This is a genomic window from Streptomyces sp. NPDC045778 (assembly GCF_056431945.1).
This window is the reverse complement of the sequence record NZ_JBWKJZ010000002.1, coordinates 413,023-428,348: the sequence shown is the minus strand read 5'-3', so window position 1 is coordinate 428,348 and position 15,326 is coordinate 413,023. Positions and strand designations below refer to the sequence as shown.

General features: G+C 73.3%; 17 protein-coding genes and 1 tRNA gene. 10 read left to right on the top strand and 8 right to left on the bottom strand.

Going from position 1 to position 15,326, the window contains the following annotated elements; all coding sequences use genetic code 11:
- Nucleotides 1–172: 172 nt before the first annotated feature.
- The gene (locus AC07GB_RS04695; RefSeq protein ID WP_478841749.1) at nucleotides 173–331 is read right to left on the bottom strand and encodes a hypothetical protein; all 159 of its coding nucleotides are present in this window, start codon (nucleotides 329–331) and stop codon (nucleotides 173–175) included.
- 361 nt (nucleotides 332–692) lie between these two features.
- Between AC07GB_RS04695 and AC07GB_RS04690 the strand changes: the two genes are divergently transcribed.
- Nucleotides 693–766 (top strand) — tRNA-Gly (locus AC07GB_RS04690).
- 38 nt (nucleotides 767–804) lie between these two features.
- Here the strand turns inward: AC07GB_RS04690 and AC07GB_RS04685 are convergent.
- Together AC07GB_RS04685 and AC07GB_RS04680 are read right to left on the bottom strand one after the other, a co-directional pair.
- The gene (locus AC07GB_RS04685) at nucleotides 805–1,107 is read right to left on the bottom strand and encodes a hypothetical protein (RefSeq protein WP_478841748.1); all 303 of its coding nucleotides are present in this window, start codon (nucleotides 1,105–1,107) and stop codon (nucleotides 805–807) included.
- A 34-nt stretch (nucleotides 1,108–1,141) separates the two neighbouring features.
- Complete coding sequence (locus AC07GB_RS04680; RefSeq protein WP_478841747.1) at nucleotides 1,142–1,354, bottom strand: hypothetical protein; 213 nt, start codon at nucleotides 1,352–1,354, stop codon at nucleotides 1,142–1,144.
- A gap of 534 nt (nucleotides 1,355–1,888) precedes the next feature.
- Between AC07GB_RS04680 and AC07GB_RS04675 the strand changes: the two genes are divergently transcribed.
- The 4 genes from AC07GB_RS04675 to AC07GB_RS04660 all read left to right on the top strand — a co-directional run bounded on the left by AC07GB_RS04675 (nucleotide 1,889) and on the right by AC07GB_RS04660 (nucleotide 3,718).
- Nucleotides 1,889–2,092 carry a cold-shock protein gene (locus AC07GB_RS04675; protein WP_478841746.1) on the top strand — a complete coding sequence of 68 codons (204 nt, stop codon included), beginning with the start codon at nucleotides 1,889–1,891 and terminating at the stop codon, nucleotides 2,090–2,092.
- A 206-nt stretch (nucleotides 2,093–2,298) separates the two neighbouring features.
- A complete protein-coding gene (locus AC07GB_RS04670; RefSeq protein ID WP_478841745.1) occupies nucleotides 2,299–2,538 on the top strand; it encodes a CBS domain-containing protein in 240 nt (79 codons plus the stop codon).
- Between the two features lie 42 nt (nucleotides 2,539–2,580).
- Nucleotides 2,581–2,898, top strand: coding sequence for an SCO5918 family protein (locus AC07GB_RS04665; RefSeq protein WP_478841744.1), 318 nt, complete (start codon nucleotides 2,581–2,583; stop codon nucleotides 2,896–2,898).
- A 472-nt stretch (nucleotides 2,899–3,370) separates the two neighbouring features.
- The gene (locus AC07GB_RS04660; RefSeq protein ID WP_478841743.1) at nucleotides 3,371–3,718 is read left to right on the top strand and encodes a helix-turn-helix domain-containing protein; all 348 of its coding nucleotides are present in this window, start codon (nucleotides 3,371–3,373) and stop codon (nucleotides 3,716–3,718) included.
- A 31-nt stretch (nucleotides 3,719–3,749) separates the two neighbouring features.
- Here AC07GB_RS04660 and AC07GB_RS04655 read toward each other — a convergent pair whose 3' ends face one another.
- Nucleotides 3,750–6,818, bottom strand: coding sequence for a hypothetical protein (locus AC07GB_RS04655; RefSeq protein WP_478841742.1), 3,069 nt, complete (start codon nucleotides 6,816–6,818; stop codon nucleotides 3,750–3,752).
- An 81-nt stretch (nucleotides 6,819–6,899) separates the two neighbouring features.
- Complete coding sequence (locus tag AC07GB_RS04650) at nucleotides 6,900–7,022, bottom strand: hypothetical protein (RefSeq protein ID WP_478841741.1); 123 nt, start codon at nucleotides 7,020–7,022, stop codon at nucleotides 6,900–6,902.
- Nucleotides 7,023–7,168: 146 nt separating this feature from the next.
- Here AC07GB_RS04650 and AC07GB_RS04645 point away from each other — a divergent pair, with 146 nt between their 5' ends.
- Nucleotides 7,169–8,053, top strand: a complete 885-nt coding sequence (locus tag AC07GB_RS04645) for a DUF72 domain-containing protein (RefSeq protein WP_478841740.1) — start codon at nucleotides 7,169–7,171, stop codon at nucleotides 8,051–8,053.
- A gap of 10 nt (nucleotides 8,054–8,063) precedes the next feature.
- On the opposite strand, the gene AC07GB_RS04640 is transcribed toward AC07GB_RS04645, so the two are convergent.
- On the bottom strand, nucleotides 8,064–8,825 hold the full coding sequence (locus AC07GB_RS04640; RefSeq protein ID WP_478841739.1) for a 3-oxoacyl-ACP reductase family protein: 762 nt from the start codon (nucleotides 8,823–8,825) through the stop codon (nucleotides 8,064–8,066).
- Between the two features lie 155 nt (nucleotides 8,826–8,980).
- Between AC07GB_RS04640 and AC07GB_RS04635 the strand changes: the two genes are divergently transcribed.
- Together AC07GB_RS04635 and AC07GB_RS04630 are read left to right on the top strand one after the other, a co-directional pair.
- Entirely contained in the window at nucleotides 8,981–9,118 is a 138-nt protein-coding gene (locus AC07GB_RS04635; protein WP_478841738.1) for a hypothetical protein, read from the top strand.
- 140 nt (nucleotides 9,119–9,258) lie between these two features.
- Nucleotides 9,259–10,698, top strand: coding sequence for a condensation domain-containing protein (locus AC07GB_RS04630; RefSeq protein ID WP_478841737.1), 1,440 nt, complete (start codon nucleotides 9,259–9,261; stop codon nucleotides 10,696–10,698).
- Here AC07GB_RS04630 and AC07GB_RS04625 read toward each other — a convergent pair.
- Nucleotides 10,682–11,617 carry a LysR family transcriptional regulator gene (locus AC07GB_RS04625; protein ID WP_478841736.1) on the bottom strand — a complete coding sequence of 312 codons (936 nt, stop codon included), beginning with the start codon at nucleotides 11,615–11,617 and terminating at the stop codon, nucleotides 10,682–10,684. The genes AC07GB_RS04630 and AC07GB_RS04625 overlap by 17 nt on opposite strands.
- Nucleotides 11,618–11,741: 124 nt before the next feature.
- Between AC07GB_RS04625 and AC07GB_RS04620 the strand changes: the two genes are divergently transcribed.
- Nucleotides 11,742–12,821, top strand: a complete 1,080-nt coding sequence (locus tag AC07GB_RS04620; protein ID WP_478841735.1) for a YncE family protein — start codon at nucleotides 11,742–11,744, stop codon at nucleotides 12,819–12,821.
- A 51-nt stretch (nucleotides 12,822–12,872) separates the two neighbouring features.
- Here the strand turns inward: AC07GB_RS04620 and AC07GB_RS04615 are convergent, their stop codons facing one another.
- Entirely contained in the window at nucleotides 12,873–13,469 is a 597-nt protein-coding gene (locus AC07GB_RS04615) for a TetR/AcrR family transcriptional regulator (RefSeq protein WP_478841734.1), read from the bottom strand.
- A gap of 216 nt (nucleotides 13,470–13,685) precedes the next feature.
- Between AC07GB_RS04615 and AC07GB_RS04610 the strand changes: the two genes are divergently transcribed.
- Nucleotides 13,686–15,257 (top strand): outer membrane protein assembly factor BamB family protein, encoded by a 1,572-nt coding sequence (locus AC07GB_RS04610; RefSeq protein ID WP_478841733.1) that lies wholly within the window; start codon nucleotides 13,686–13,688, stop codon nucleotides 15,255–15,257.
- Nucleotides 15,258–15,326 lie beyond the last annotated feature (69 nt).

The following is a 15,326-nucleotide window of genomic DNA, read 5'->3' as shown; positions in this document are numbered from 1 at the left end:
CGGGGCGCCGGTCGCGGGGCGGGGCGCCGGTCGCGGGGCGGGGCGCCGGTCGCGGGGCGGGGCGCCGGTCGCGGGGCGGGGCGCCGGTCGCGGGGCGGGGCGCCGGTCGCGGGGCCACGGTGGCCGGGGCCGGCCCCGGCCGTGGCACCCGCTCCCGGCACCGGGCCGCTCCCTACCGCTTCTCGAACTCCACCGGCACCGCGTGCCGCAACCGCGCACACCGCGGACAGCGGAGCAGGCGGCCCGGCCCGAGCCGGTCGGCCTGCTGCATCGGGAACGAAGCGGTGCTGAACACGTGCCCCTCGGCACAGCGGACGACGGTGCGATCCATCAACTGCTTGAGTCCCTTCCCCAAAGCCGTAACTGGCGGACGACGAAAGCCACATTACGGGATGAAAGGGACGCCGCTCCAGGCGGCACTCCGACCCCACGGGGACCCCTCACGACCCCCACACACCACTCCCCGGATCCACCTCCGGACCTCCCCAGGAGCGACGCCCGGGAGACCCCGGAGCGACCCCCCAAGCGACCCACTGCCACCTCGGAGAGGGCCCCACCGTACGCCCCAACTCCCTTCGCCCGCAGTCACCCAGAGCCCACGCAGCGCAGTCAGGCCCCAGGGGCTCGATGCCCGGGGCCTGGGATGGGGTACAGTGTCCGACAGTACGAAACCGGCTCAACCGGTGTACCGCGCGGGTGTAGTTTAATGGTAGAACATCAGCTTCCCAAGCTGAGAGCGCGAGTTCGATTCTCGTCACCCGCTCCACGATGAAGGCCCGGTCAGAGACCGGGCCTTTTTGCTGTTCAGACCTCCGGTGCCCCGAACCTGCTTCGTTCCATCAGGTCGATCACGTAGTGCACGATCTCCACCGGATGGTTGGTCGCGGCGAATATGCGGCGATCCGCCCCCGATTCGGGGTCGAAGTTCGCCGCGTGCACCACGACAGGCACAGCGACGTTTCTTTCTTCCAACTTCCGCAGCAGACGGATCCCCGCCTGCGGGTCCCCGTCACGGTGTACGTCGCTGAGGATGACGTCGTACGAGCTACGGCGCAGCGCGACCAGCCTCTCGTCGGTCGAACGAGCCGTATCCACGACCATGCCCATGGGTCTGAAGAGCCTGGTCCAGGAGCCGCTGATCTCAGGGTGCCGGGGTATCACCGAGTCGGGCGGCTTCGTCCAGCAGTTGCTCTGTCATCTCCACCTCGACCCCGAGAGCCCGCAGTGCCGTGAGCCTCGGGACCAGGTTTTGGATGATCTCACCTCGCAGCGCCAGATAGCCAATGGTGGCGAAGGCCACCCGGAAGAGGCTCGGTAATGTGCCGATCAACTTGATCCATATTGCTTCCGGCATAGGGACATGATTACCTCCGGCAGCCGGCGCCGCACAGCAAATGAGCGCATCCGTCCCTCGGGTCCTCGCGGAACGGGATATCAGGGGAGAGTCAGGTGGCCACTTGAGGGGAGCCATGGTTCGGCAGGTGTCTCAGGGGGTGTTCCCTGCACGCCTCACCAACTCGGCGCGCGTGTCGCCCCTGTCGAAGGCCCCCGCTCCCTGCGGACCTCTTCCGTCGGCCACGGTGCCGGCCCCACACCTCGTCGATGGAGGTCACAGGGCCGGGGGCGGAGGCGGTGGCCAAAACGCCGTGCCCCCGGAGAGCAATATCTGTGCTCACAAAATGAGAAATAGATGCGACGCCCGGCGAGCATTCCTCGGTCGCCGGGCGGATTGAAATCAACAACCGGGCGGGGGCGAACTCGGCGTGCTACTGTCGATCTCAGTTGCAGGTGTGGTTGCCAGAGGGTTCATTTCCGACGAGGTAATCAGCACGGCGACACGGAATTCGTAGAGCGGATTCCTGCAACCGCCTCCGAAGGAGAAATGATTATGTCTGCTGGCACCGTGAAGTGGTTCAACGCGGAAAAGGGCTTCGGCTTCATCGAGCAGGACGGCGGCGGCCCCGACGTCTTCGCCCACTACTCGAACATCGCCACCCAGGGCTTCCGTGAGCTGCTGGAAGGCCAGAAGGTGACGTTCGACATCGCGCAGGGCCAGAAGGGCCCGACGGCCGAGAACATCGTTCCCGCCTGACACCGGCTTCACCGCGCGTACTTCGTAGCTGGGGCCCGCACCTTGGGGTGCGGGCCCCAGCTCGCCGCGTTTCAGGGTACGGATCCGGCCTTCGGCCCCCGGCCCCTGATGGTGATTCTCTGTGCCGCCGCCCGCCGCGGTCGTACCGTTCCCGCTCCCGGTGGCGGACCTGCCGGATTGAATCCAGCCCTTCTCAGGAGGCCCCCATGACGCAGGCTCAGACGCAGCACCATGGAGTGGACCCCTCCCCCCGGGTCTGTGACGACATGACCGTCGAGGTGGCGCTGTCCCTCATGGCCGGTGCCCGGGTCGATCACCTCGTCCTCTGCGACGGGGACGAGCAGAAGACGGGCCTGATCACCCTGGCCGGGCTCGCTGTTCTTCGCCGCGGCCCCGCGTACACCGACCGGCTCCGGCTGCGGGACGTCCTCACCGTCGGCCCCTGACCATCACCCTTCTCCCCCGCTCTTCTCCTCTGTGAGGCATCAATGCGCTGTGTCATCGCCCGGTACCCGTTCGAGCTGACCAAGGACGGAGTGCTGGCCTCGATGAAGGGCGTCGCGCCCGAGGCCGTCACCGGTGAGTCCGTGACCATCGGCCGCCGCCGCTACCCGGTCAAGCAAGTGGGTCAGGTCGTCACCCGGCAGGACCCCCGCGACTTCACCAGCGGCGAGGTCGTCCGGGCCATGACCCGCCTCGGCTTCACCTGCCACGCGCATCCCGAGATCGCGCCCGCGGGCGCGCCCACCCCGTTCGAGAACGCTTCGGCGCTGCTCGGGGGCGCCGCCATCTCCACGGAGGAGTGAGGCTCGGCGGGAGACCGCCATCAGAGAGCTGTAGAGGGCCCTGCCGACACACGTGTCGGCAGGGCCCTCTTCCTCGTGCCGCCCCTCGCTCCCGATCCCCATGACCACCGCACCACAAAATCTGTCCTCACCAAGGTAGACATTGACCCACAGCCTGGCTACGCTTTCTCTCGTAGAGACGGTCGAGCAAGACCCGGCAGACACGAACTGGCGGGTACGCAGCACCAACGCAGTACCGCAGCATCAGGATCGCCCGGTCCGGCAAGCTCGGTCCGGGTTCCGCGACAACCCGGATTGGATGGTGGTTCCCGGTCACGCAGCAGCGATCCCCGCACCCCTCCCCTCGCCGGGACCGGTAGCGGAATCAGAAGGTCGGCACAGCATGAGGGCCGACAGATGGTGTTGAATTCCCTTCGGGGCCCTGGTGCCGTACGGCATCGGGGCCCCTCGACGCGTTGCACAACGAGGTGACATGGCAGCAGATAATCCGCTCAGCGGTCGTCTGGACGACGACGACTACCCCGCTTACACCATGGGCCGGGCCGCCGAGATGCTCGGCACCACCCCCGGCTTCCTCCGAGCCATCGGCGAGGCTCGTCTGATCACTCCGCTGCGCTCCGAGGGCGGACACCGCAGGTACTCGCGCTATCAGCTCCGGATCGCCGCCCGCGCCCGCGAGCTGGTCGACCGGGGCACCCCGATCGAGGCCGCGTGCCGCATCGTCATCCTCGAGGACCAGCTCGAGGACGCACAGCGCATCAACGCCGAGTACCGCCGTGCCGCGAGCGCCGCGTCCGAGACCGCGCCGGGCCCGAGCTGACCGCTCCCCCGACGGCCGGCCCGGCGCCGGCTCAGGTCCTGCGCGGCGCGAAGCGCCAAGGGCCCGCGAGGTCTCCCTCCGCCGTCAGGCCGTAGCACGGCAGGTCGCGCCAGCGGTGGTCGGTGCGCGCGCGCAGCGCCGCCCAGGCCGGGAGGGACGCGTCGTGGCCCGCGTTCACCGCCAGGCGGTAGAGGCCGTCGGCCTCGGCCAGGGAGCCCCGGTGGGCGCAGAGGCGGGCCAGATCGGCGAGGGCCTCCACATGGCCGGCGTGCGCGGCGGCGCGGGCGTGGTGCTCGGCCGCCTCGTGGTCGCCGGACTGCTGCTTGAGACGGGCCAGCTCCCCCAGGGCCTGGGTGCGGCCCTGGTCGGCGGCGCGCTGGTAGAGGCGCTCCGCCTCCGGCTTCCTGCCGTCCGACTCCCACAGCCGGGCCAGTTGCAGCAGGACCCGCCCGCCCCCGGCGGCGGCCAGGCGCTCGGCGCCCTCGCTGTCGCCGCTCTTCTCCCGGCGCAGCACGAACTCGTTGAGCACCTGGGCGTCCCCGGCCCGGGCGGCGCGCAGCACGAGCGCCTCGGCCCCCGCCTTGTCGCCGGACTTCTCGCGCAGCCGGGCGAGGAGGACCAACGCGCCGGAGTTCCCCGCCCGGTTGGCGGTGTGGGCCAGGCGCTCGGCGCCCTCGGAGTCGCTGTTCTTCTCGCGCAGCCAGGACAGTTCGAGGAGCGCGAAGGTGCTGCCGCCGCCCGCGGCGCCGCACGCCATGCTCTCGGCCTCCGCGCCCGCCCCCTCCTCCTCCTTGAGCAGGGCGAGATGGGCGAGCGCGTCCGTGCTGCCGCAGGAGGCCGCGCTGCGGTAGAGGCGCACCGCGCCCGCCCTGTCCCCGGCCTTCTCCCGCAGCCTGGCCAGCTCCGTCAGGGCGTACACGCTGCCCTGGCGCACCGCCGCGGTCAGAAACCGCTCGGCCCCCTCGCTGTCGCCCCACCGCCGCTTCAGGCGGGCCAGCTCCGTCAGGGCGAAGATGCTGCCCGAGTCCGCGGCGAGGTCGAGCGCGCGGGCCGCGCCCTGCCGGTCCCCCGCCTGTCTGCGCACCCCGGCGAGGCGCAGCGCGGGCCGCACCTTGCCCCGGGCGGCGGCCGCGCGGACCAGGCGCTCCGCCGCCGCGCCGTCGCCCGCCTTCTCCCGCAGGCCGACCAGGTCGGAGAGGGCGTACGTGCTGCCGGTCCGGGTCAGGGCGAGGAAGGCGAGATCCTCGGCGCCCTGGCGGTCCCCCGCCTCCTCCCTGGACCGGGCGAGTCCCGCGTACGTCCTGATCTTGCCCGTGGCGGCGGCGTTCCTGGTCAGGCGTTGGGCGCCCTCCTCGTCCCCGGCCTCCTGGCGGAGCCGGACGAGACGGGTCAGACAGGAGCTGTCGCCCTGGTTGGCGGCCTCGTGGGCCAGTTCCTCCGCCCGGCCCGGCTCGCCCTTGAGCTGGCGAAGACGGACCAGTTCCCAGCGCGCCCGGTGGTCGTCCTCCCACGCGGCCTCGTAGAAGTCCTTCGCCCGGTCGAGATCGCCGACGCCCTCGGCGAGGCGGCCCAGCTCGGGCCGCACGTCGGTGTTCCCGGCCTTCAGGGCCCTGCCGTAGAGGCGGGCGGCGATCCGCAGGCGCCCCCGCGTCCGCGCGGCCCGGGCAAGCGTGACGCTGTCGTCGGTGGTGAGGCAGTGGCGCCCGGCCGCCTCCCAGAAGAGGGCCGGAGGGCTCATGAGGCGGCGCTCCACGCGGCCGTACTGCTCCAGGTAGTCCGCGAGCCGGTACGCCCCGCCCGTGAGCGCGCCGCTCCGGGTCGCCACGGGCGTCAGCGGCCCCGGCACCCCGTGGCACGGCGTCGCGCAGTACGCCAGGGCCTCCTCCAGCCAGCCGCTGCCGCGCAGGCCCCGCTCCTGGTCCTTCAGGTAGCCCTCGGCGGCCTCGGCGAGCAGCTCGTGCGGGAGCAGGGGGCCGTGCCCGAGCCTGCGGCAGTCCATGGCGGCGTGGATCAGGGCCTTCTCCGCGGGGGGCGCGCACAGATAGCGGCGCATCAACTCGGGGACCCCTGCGAGGAACTGGGTGATCTCCCCGTCGCTCGCCCCCGCCAGGGCGCTGGCGAGGCGCGGGTCGTCACGCGCCCGCCACCGGGCCTCGCGCAGGTCGTGTTCGGTGAACGCCTTGGGCACCACGACGCACCGGCCGAGGCCGGTGAGGAGCTTGCGCTGCTGCTCGAAGCGGTCGTCCGCGCCGGTGGCCGACGGCAGCGTCAGGGCCTCCCAGAACCGGGGCCAGATGGTGGCGAGGACCAGGACGGGGCCGCGGCGCCGGTCGGTCAGGAGGGAGCGCAGGCCCGCGGCGATGCCCTCGGCGGTCTTCGCGTCGGGGGCGAGGAGGTAGTGCTGGATCTCGTTCAGCCAGATCACCGTCTGCCCGCCGACCTCCGCGAGGTGCACGAGCGCGGCGTCCGGGCGCGACGGGTCGAAGGGGTGCCACACCCGCCAGCCCGGCGGAAGGCGCCGCAGGACCTCCCAGCAGGCGCGGGTCTTCCCCGTCGAGGACTCGCCGACCAGCGTGACCATGAGGCTCTCGCCGCCGGTCGCCCGGTCCACGAGCGCCGCGAGGGCCGCGTCGTGGTCCCGCGGTACGTACGCGGGCAGCCGCGGCAGCGGCCTCCCGCCGGGCACGCTGATGGCCCGGTGCACCTCGAGGGCGAAGGGGTCGAGGTCGACGACCGGGCTGCCCAGCGGCTGCGCGAGCTGGGCGGCGACCCACATCCGCCCGACCCGGGTGCCCACCCGGACCGGGTCCCGGCCCGCCCACCGGGCCAGGAGCAGGGCCACGGAGACGACGTCCTCCTGCCCCGTCGGCAGCTCCGTGGAGCCGATGATCCGGTGGATGGTGGCCTTCGAGGGGCTGCCGGGGAACGCGTCGTCCTGCCCGATCTCCTCCGCCATGCGCTGGGTGGCGGGCGCACCGGCGTCCACGTACAGCTCGTAGACGTACTCCTTCAAGTCCCGCAGCGGCGCCGGGGTCACGCCCAGCGGCTGCGGGATCCGTCGCTGGCTCCCTTGCCGCGCACCACTCTTGCGACCGGTCATCGAAGCATCCTTGCGTGTGGGAGGCGCGGCCGCCGGGAGAGTCACGGATTCGGCCGCGGGCAGGGTGTCCAGGGCCGCCGCTCAGGACACCAGGGCGCGGAGGGTCTCGTCGGCGGCCGCTCCGACGAGGGCGGACACCAGGCCGCTGAGGACGAATCCCAGCAGGGTGAGGCGCTCACGACGGCTCAGGGGGCGTCGGGGCATGACGGGGCTCCTGTCTCGGTGCGCTCGGGCGGCCGACCGGATCGCCGGCCGTGACCCACTGTCGCCGACCGGCGCGCGCCGTGGACGAGTTGAGACGAGACGGCGGCGCGCGTACTGGCCGCCGGGGCGCCGGGTAGCCGCACACAATGGGCGACATCCTCGTGGGCACCTGTTCGTGGACCGACCGCGGCCTCGTCGGGAGCGGCTGGTATCCGGTGGGGCGGCGCGACGCCGAGGGGCGGCTGCGGCACTACGCCGAGCGGTTCCCGGTCGTGGAGGTCGACGCCTCCTACTACGCGCTGCCCAGCGCGCGGAACAGCCGGCTGTGGGCGGAGCGCACGCCGGCCGGGTTCGTCTTCGACGTGAAGGCGTTCTCCCTGCTCACCGGGCACCCCACGCGCGGTACGGCGATGCCGGACGGGGTGCCGAACGACCACCGTGACCCGGGCGTGCTCGACGAGGTGTGGGCGCGGTTCACCGCCGGGATCACCCCGCTGCGCCAGGCGGGACGCCTGGGCAGCGTGCTGTTCCAGTTCCCGCCGTGGTTCCGGCCGGGGCCGCGGGCCGGGGCGTTCCTCGCGGACTGCGCCCGGCGCACGCGGGGGTGGCCCGTCGCCGTGGAGTTCCGGCACCCGGCGTGGTGGTCGGCCGCGTGGGGCGGGGCCACGCGGGCGCTGCTCGCGCGGTACGGCATGGCCGCCGTCGCCGTCGACATGAACCAGTCGCTGCCCGCTTCGGTGCCGCCGGTCACGCCCGTCACCACGCCGCGCCTGTCCGTCGTACGGTTCCACGGGCGCAGCCCCGCCTGGGGGACCGGGAGCAAGGAGGACCGGTTCCGGCACGCGTACGGGGACGGCGAACTCGCCGAGTGGCTGCCGAGGTTGCGGACCCTGGCCGGGCGGGTCGAGCGGGTGCACGTCCTGTTCAACAACTGCTGCGGTGACGCCGCGGTCCGGGCCGCCGAGGCCATGACGCGGCTGCTCGGACCCACGGCGTCGAGCGCGCCCGGCGTGCGGCGCGCCCCGGGGTGAGCGCCCGCGCTCAGGTCAGGAAGCCGCCGTCGATGTTGAGGGTCGCGCCCGTGACGTACGCCGACTCGGGGCCCGCCAAGTAGGCGATCAGGCCCGTCAGTTCGTCCGGGGTCGCGTAGCGCCCCGCCGGGGTCAGGCCGGTCATGATGTCGGCGACGGGGCCCTCGGGCGGGTTGGTGTCGGTCGCCACCGGGCCGGGCTGGACGTTGTTGACCGTGATCGCCCGCGGGCCCAGCTCCCGGGCGAGCGAGCGGGTGAAGCCGGCGACGGCCGCCTTGGTGAGGGCGTACGTCGTACCGTTCGGGAAGGGCATGCGGTCGGCGAAGACGCTGCCGATCGAGATGATCCTGCCGCCGTCGCCCATGTGCCGCAGGGCCTCCTGCGCGGCCACCCACACCGCCCGGACGTTCACCGCCACGTCCCGGTCGAAGTCGTCGACGGTCAGCTCGCCGAGCGGGCGCATGGTGCCGATGCCCGCGTTGTTCACCAGGACGTCCAGGCGGCCGAAGGCGGCCACGGTGCCGGTGACCGCCGCGCGGACCGCCTCCGCGTCGCCCGAGTCCGCCGCGATCGCCACGGCCCGGCCGCCCTCGGACTCGATGTCCGCGACGACGCCGTCCGCCCTGCCGGGCGACGAGTGGTAGGTGATCGCCACGGCCGCGCCCTCGCGGGCGAGGCGCCGGGCGACGGCCGCGCCGATGCCCCGGCTCCCGCCGGTCACCAGGGCGGCCTTGCCGCTGAGGGGTCCGTCCTGCTCGCGCTCGCTCGTCATTCGGCTGCCCCTCTTCGGAGTCCACACATCAGGTTGATACGTCAACCCGAAGCTAGACCCGGGCGTGCCCGGACGACACCAGGTACTCCGAGATCGTCCTGACGGCCGCCGGCCGCGCGGCGATAGAGGCGGCGGCGCCGCGCCATGTCGCCCACGTGCGCGCGTGGTTCGTCGACGCGCTGACGCCCGAGCAGCTCGCCGCCTTCGGTGAGCTGTGCGACGCGGTGGCGGGCAAGGCGCGGGCGGAGCCGGGCGGGCCCTGCCGCATCGGTTTTGAGCCGACCGGGGCCTGAAGTCCTCGGCCCGGGCCCTTTTGCCCCTACGCTCGTTGATCCCCTCAGTGCGGTGTGAGCGGTGCCCGAGCGGCATGGAGGCATGGATCGACAGTGCTGCCCGGCGTCGGCCTCCCGAGGGCAGGTGAGGTGAGAGCCCCATGCGCATGACCGATCTTCAGCGGTGCGAACTCCGTCCCGGACGGCTCGTGGAGTGGACGCTGCACCCGGCCGCGGTGGGGGCCGCGCGGGACCTGCCCGACGACGTCCGGCCGCCCGCGTACGTACAGGAGTCGCACATCCGCACCTCGCGCACGGTGCGCGGCGACGGCCTCTTCGTGCCGACCTGGCTCGGCACCGTCTTCGACCTGCCGGGGCGGATCGACCTCGACGTGCTCCAGGACGCGCTGCGCGCCTGGACGCTGCGGCACGAGACGCTGCGCAGCGGCTTCCGCTGGGCGGGGGACGAGATGCGGCGCTTCACGCTGGCCGCCGACGATGTGGCGCTGCACCGCGCGGACGGCGGTGCCTTCACCGACGCCGCGACCCTGACCCGCTACCTCCAGGACCGCTTCGACACCGCGGCCGACGCGCTGACCTGGCCGAACTTCATCTTCACCGCGATCGTCCGGGACGACGGGGCGACCGTGTGCATGGCGTTCGACCACAGCAACGTCGACGCGTACTCGATCCATCGGATCACCGCCGAGATCCACGAGCTGTACGCCGCCGGGCTCGGGGGCACCGCCGTGGCCGCCGCGCCGGTCGCCAGCTACGTCGACTTCTGCGCGAGCGAGCGCACGGACGCCGACCGGATCGACGCCGCGCACGCGATCGTGGCGCGCTGGCGGGAGTTCATCGGCCGGTGCGACGGGAAGCTGCCGAACTTCCCCGTGGACCTCGGCCTCGACCCCGAGGGCCCGCTGCCCGAGCAGCGGCTGCTGCACGAGACGCTCGTGGGCGACGCGGAGGCCGCCGCCTTCGAGGCGTACTGCCGTCCCTACGGCGGCAGCCTCGTCGGCGTCCTCGCGGCCGTCGCCCTCATCGCCCGGGAGATCAGCGGGCTCCGCGTGTACCGCACCGTCGTGCCCTTCCACACCCGGGCCCGCTCCCAGTGGGCCGAGTCCGTGGGCTGGTACGTGGGCGGGGCGCCGATCGAGGTGCCCATCGCCGACGCGGTGGACTTCGACGACGCGCTGCGGATGGTCCGCGCGGCCCTTCGCGAGGCCAGACCGCTGTCGCGGATGCCGATCGCGCGGATCCTCCCGCTCCTCGGCGCCGACTTCCGGCCCACGTCCCCCGACCTGTACTCGATCGTCTCGTACGTCGACACGCGGTCGATCCCCGGCTCGGAGCGGTGGCAGGAGCTGAAGGCGTACGGACTGCTCCGGGTGTCGTACGGCGACCAGGTGTGCGCCTGGATCACCCGCCTCCACGAGGGGTTGCAGTTCGCCTGCCGCTACCCGGACACCGACGCCGCGTACAAGAACATGCGGCTCGTGGTGGAGCGGCTGCGGGAGCGACTGGTGGAGGTGGCGCGGGTGACGCCGGGCGGCGCCCCGGCCGGGCCCGGCGCCGCCCGGGTCACCTCGGGCGCCTAGGACCGCCTGGGACCACCTGGGACCGGGTCTCGCGCGGGGCGAGGGCCGCCGCCGCCAGGTGGCCGCGGAACCAGCGGTGGCCCGGGTCGGCGTCGTTGCGCGGGTGCCAGGCCATGCCCAGGTCGATCGGCGGCAGGGGCAGCGGCACGGGAAAGGTCCGCAGGCCCAGGGCCTCGGTCGCGCCGGGGAGCCAGTCGGGCAGCGTCAGGGCGACGAGGTCGGTGTCCCGGGCGAGGAGCAGCGCGCCGGTGTGGCTGGGGACGACCACCGCGACCCGGCGGCGCAGGCCCAGCTTCGCCAGCTCGGTGTCGATGGGGCCGAGGCGCTTGCCGAGCCGGGAGATGCCGATGTGCCCGGCCTCGGCGAAGCGGCGGGCGTCGACGGGCCCGTCGAACAGCGGGTGCCCGGCGCGGGCCACGCCGACCAGGGTCAGGCTGGTGAGGTGCCGGGTGCGGGTCTCCGGGTCCAGGTGCGCGAGGACGCCCAGCTCGACGTCCACCAGGCCCTGGCGCAGGGCGGGCCCGCCCTCCACCGACTCCGGCAGGAAGACCACGTCCACGCCCGGGGCCTCCGCGTGGACACGCTCGGTCAGGGTCCCGGCGAGGCCCGCCTGGAGCAGGTCGATGGTCTGCACGGTGAAGGTGCGCCGCAGGTGCTCGGCCGCGAAACCCGCCCCGGGCCGCAGCACGTTGTCGCAGCCGCGCAGCAACACGGCGACCTCCTCGCGGAGTTCCAGGGCCCGCGGCGTGGGGACCATGCCCTGGCCCGCGCGGACCAGGAGGGGGTCGCCGACGGCGCGGCGGAGCCGGGCGAGGGTGCGGCTGGCCGCCGCGGGGGACGTGCCGAGCCGCTCCGCGGCGCGCGTCACGCTGTTCTCCTGGAGCAGGGCGTCCAGGGCGCGCAGCAGGTTGAGATCCATGGGCCCTCCTGAGCGGCGTCTTTGCGTAGGCGGCAACTATGGAGTGCCGATCCTTGCATTGCTCCGGAATGCGGCGGCGGCGAGGGTGGAGGCGTTCCCCTCCCTCTCTCTTGCAGGAGTCGTCATGCCGAAGGCCCACCAGGAAGAGTCCGCCCGTGCCGGCCGCGAAGGCGACGTGCTGGCCGTGGTCAGCCAGAGCGGCCCGACCGTCTCGTTCTTCGACGCCGCCACCGACCGGTTCCTCGACGCGGTGGACGTCCGCGCCGAGCCGCACGAGCTGTGCTTCGACCCGGTGCGGCGGCTGCTGTGGTGCGCGACGACGTACACCTGCGGCTACTACCACGACAACGCGGGCCGCGGCACGGAGCTGACCGTCATCGACCCGGACACCCGCCGCGTCGTGGAGGTCGTCGACCTCGCGCCCGAACACGGCCCGCACGGGCTTGCGTTGGACGCCGAGGGCGGCCGTCTCTACGTCAGCGTGGAGGGGTCCGGCGACCGGCCCGGCGGCGTCGTGGTGATCGACGCCGAGAGCCGCAAGCCGCTGGGGCGGATCGACACGGGCGCCCCGGGCCCGCACTGGTTCGCCATCGACCGGGCGGGCACCGTCGGGTACGCCACCAACAAGGAGGCGCCGTTCGTGTCGGTCGTCGACCTCGAACGGGGCACCCTCACGGCAAAGATCGAGGTCCCGGGCAGTGAGGGGCTCGCCGTCTCCGCCGACGGCACGCACGCCTTCGTCGCCGCCCCGTACGGGTCCTTCGCCCCGCCGCGGGACGCCGAAGGGCCCGCCGGGGTGCCGCCCGCGCCCGGCGTCCGGGTCGTCGACGCGCGGGCGGCGTCCGTCACCGCCGTCCTGCCCACGGAGGACGTCGTCTTCCCGGTGCACCTGACGACGACGGGCAAGCTGCTCGCGGGCGAGCTGCGGATGCGGCCCGGGGCGGGCCTCGGCGGGCACGAGCCCGGGCGCCTGCGGGTGTACTCCGCCGAGACCCACGAGCCGCTCGGCGAGGTCGAGGTGGGGCACTTCCCGCTGACCATCACGTCGTCGCCCGACGGCAGGCTCGCCTATGTCTCCTGCGTCGTCTCCTCCACCGTCGACGTCGTCGACCTGGTGACGCTGCAACCCCTGGCCCGGCTGGACGTCCCCCGCCGCGGCGAACCCGGCGCCCACGGCTTGGCGTACGTGCCACGCCCGGCTTGAGGCGGGGCCGCGCGGAGTTGCTCGCCCGCTCCGGCGCCCGGCCGGGTGCCGCTAGTCCGGCCGCAGCGATCGCCAGATGCGGTCCGGCAGGACCCGGGCCGCCTCGTCCAGGTCCACCTCGTACGTGCTGGAGAGCCAGCGGTGGGCCGTCTCCGCGACGGGGCCGAGGACCAGGACCTCGATCAGGGGCGCCGGCAGTGCGGCCACCTCGCCTGCGGTGACGCGCGGGTGCATCCAGGCGGCGATGGGCGCGAACTTGGCGTCCTTCACCGCCATCACCTCCTTCGCGTGGGCCGCCAGATAGCTGGAGTACGCGGAGCCGTGCAGGAAGAGCGCCACGTCCCGGTGGTCGCGGGTGAAGTCCAAGTACGCCCGCACCAGGGCGCGGATGCCGGTGCGGGCCGTGCGGCAGCGGGTGACGGCGGCGACCACCGGGTCGCACAGCTCGTCCACGCAGCGCAGATAGAGCGCGGCGGCCAGGCCGTCGAAGCTGCCGAAGTGGTGGTACAGGCTGCCGAAGCTCACGCCGCTGGCCGCCGTGACCGCGTTGACCGTGAAGCCCTGCGCGCCCGAGCGCGCGTACACCTGGAGCGCGGTGTCCAGGAGGAGGTCGACGGTGGCCTCGCCCCGCTGCTGCTTAGGGGACACGGTGCCGCCCCGGCTTGCGCGGGGCCTCGGAACGGGCGCGTCCGCCCGGTGTCACCGCGTCACCTCGTGGGTCACCTCGTCCGCCGCCATGCGTTCAAGCGTAGAGCAGAACCGGCGTCGCGGACGCCCCCGCGAAGCCTTCGGCGCAGCAAAGAATCTAGAGGAATTTTCTAGAAAGTATCTCCATCAACTCCCTTCCTTGGCCACACTTCTGTCATGGCCAGTCCACCGCCCCAGCGGCCTCACGAGCCCGTTCCCGGCAATCCGTACGTCCAGCCGGTCCCCTCTCCGAAGAGGCGGACGGGCGCGGTCGCCTGGGTCGTCGCGGGCGCCGTGCTCGCGGCGGCGGCCGTGGGCGCGGGCGGGTACGTCCTCCTGAAGGAGGACGGCGGCAAGGGGTCGGGTGGTTTCCGGCCCCCCGTCGCCAAGGAGTCGGGGCCGCCGGGCGAGCCGTCCGGCTCGGGGGAGCGGACGGACGCGCCCGGCGGCTCCGACGCGCCGGTGCGGCGCGTGGACGTCAACGCCGGGCGCAAGCCGGGCGAGGCCAAGGGCTGGCTCGATCTGAACGGCGTCAAGCTGCCCGGCAAGGGCGCCATGCTCGGCGACCTGTGGACCGTGGACGGCGGCGCGCCCGGCGGCTCCGACGCGCTCGTCGTGCAGGCCCTCTACGACACGGTGACCGGGTACCGTGCGCAGGACGGCAAGAAGGCCTGGACCCTGCGGCTGCCCGACCGGGTGTGCGACACCCCCGTGGACAGCGCGGGCGGACACGTCGTCGTCGCGTACGGCGACGGCACCACATCCGGCTCCGGCAAGTGCAACCAGCTCCAGCAGATCGACCTGCGGACCGGCGAGAAGGGCTGGCACCGCGAGCTGAAGGAGCACGACCTCTCGGACAGCACGAGCACCGTCCATCTCGCCATGACCGGCGCCGCCGTCACCGTCGGCCAGGGCGACCTCGCCCACACGTACCGCCTCAGCGACGGCAAGCGGCTCTTCTCCTCCGAGCGGGACCGCGTGGGCACCTGCTATCTGCGCGACGTCGCGGGCGGCGCGCGGCTCCTGTACGTCGAGAACTGCGCGTCCGGGGCGCCCAAGGCCCACGGCCGGGTGAAGAACGTCGACCCCAGGACGGGTGACGTCCGGTGGAGCTACCGGACCAGGACCGGCTGGAGCGTCGACAAGGTGTACTCCGTCGACCCGCTCGTCCTCGCCGTCCGGAAGCAGGGCGACTACGACAAGTGGAGCGTCGTCTCCGTGGACGGCCGCGGGCGCCAGCGCGCCTGGATCCCGATGGACCGGGGGCCGTACACGTTCGAGATGTGCGACGGGGCGGGGGACGCGGGGGAAGGCGTGCAGAACTGCCCCGGCGGCGCCGTCGGCGGTGACGCACTCGTCCTGCCCACCGAGGGCAAGGACGGCCTCCTCGGGCCCAACAAGGTCGTCGCCTTCGACCTGGCGACGGGCAAGCGGCGGTGGGACGCCGCCGTGCCCGGGCGGCAGCTCAGGCCCGTGCGGCAGGCCGGGGGCGGCAAGGTCCCCGGGGTCGTCGTGTACGTACGCGCGCAGTCCGGCAAGACCGGCCGCACCGTGGCGTTCCCGGCCGCGGGCGGGGCGCCGCGGGAGCTGCTCCGGCACACCACGCCCGCCCAGAAGTGGGAGGCCCCGATGTTCGCCGGGGAGACCCTGTTCAGCGGCGGGCGGATCTTCGTGGCCCCTTCGCGGCTCAGCCCCGAGGGGCTCGGCGGCGAGAAGGAGCAGGGGCGCCTGGTGTCGTTCGGCCGCTGACATCCGCTGACGGCCCCGCCGCGGCGGGGCCGCGCCCCGCAGGAGAAGTCCCGCGCAGAGCAAAGACCT